The organism is Xenorhabdus sp. NBAII XenSa04, from assembly GCF_963866145.1.
Taxonomy (GTDB): domain Bacteria; phylum Pseudomonadota; class Gammaproteobacteria; order Enterobacterales; family Enterobacteriaceae; genus Xenorhabdus; species Xenorhabdus indica.
Window position 1 is genome coordinate 1 of record NZ_CAWMEB010000363.1, and the last position, 399, is coordinate 399.

Here is a 399-nt window from a genome sequence, read left to right on the forward strand (position 1 = left end):
AATCCCGTAATGTATTGAGATAGGCCGCAGGATCATCTTCGTCCTGACAAAAGAATTGTACTACCCACGGCGAAATATCGTCTTCCTCCAGACTGTCCTGGATCGCATCTTCCAGCTGATCCCGGATTTCAATCAGTCTCTCCATTGGACGCCCTTCGGTAGCAACAGGTTCGATGCGATAGACCGCACCCACGGAAATCCCGTCATCCAGCAACAGGCATTGCCCGTCTTCCAGATATTCCACCCAGGGCAGGTAATCAATGATGGAGGGACTGGCCCGGTAAACCGCGGCTTCATCGGCTTCACGCAACTTGCCGGGGCGGTGCAGCGGTTTGGGAATTTCCATCACAGGGCCTCCGTGCGTTCACCCGGCAGGGCGTACTGCACCTGCTGATAAAA

1 protein-coding gene is annotated in these 399 nt (G+C 54.9%); it reads right to left on the reverse strand.

What is annotated here, in order from left to right; all coding sequences use genetic code 11:
- On the reverse strand, nucleotides 1-346 hold a 346-nt coding region (locus AAC147_RS12405; protein ID WP_047686774.1), incomplete at its 3' end, for a TraC family protein.
- Nucleotides 347-399 lie beyond the last annotated feature (53 nt).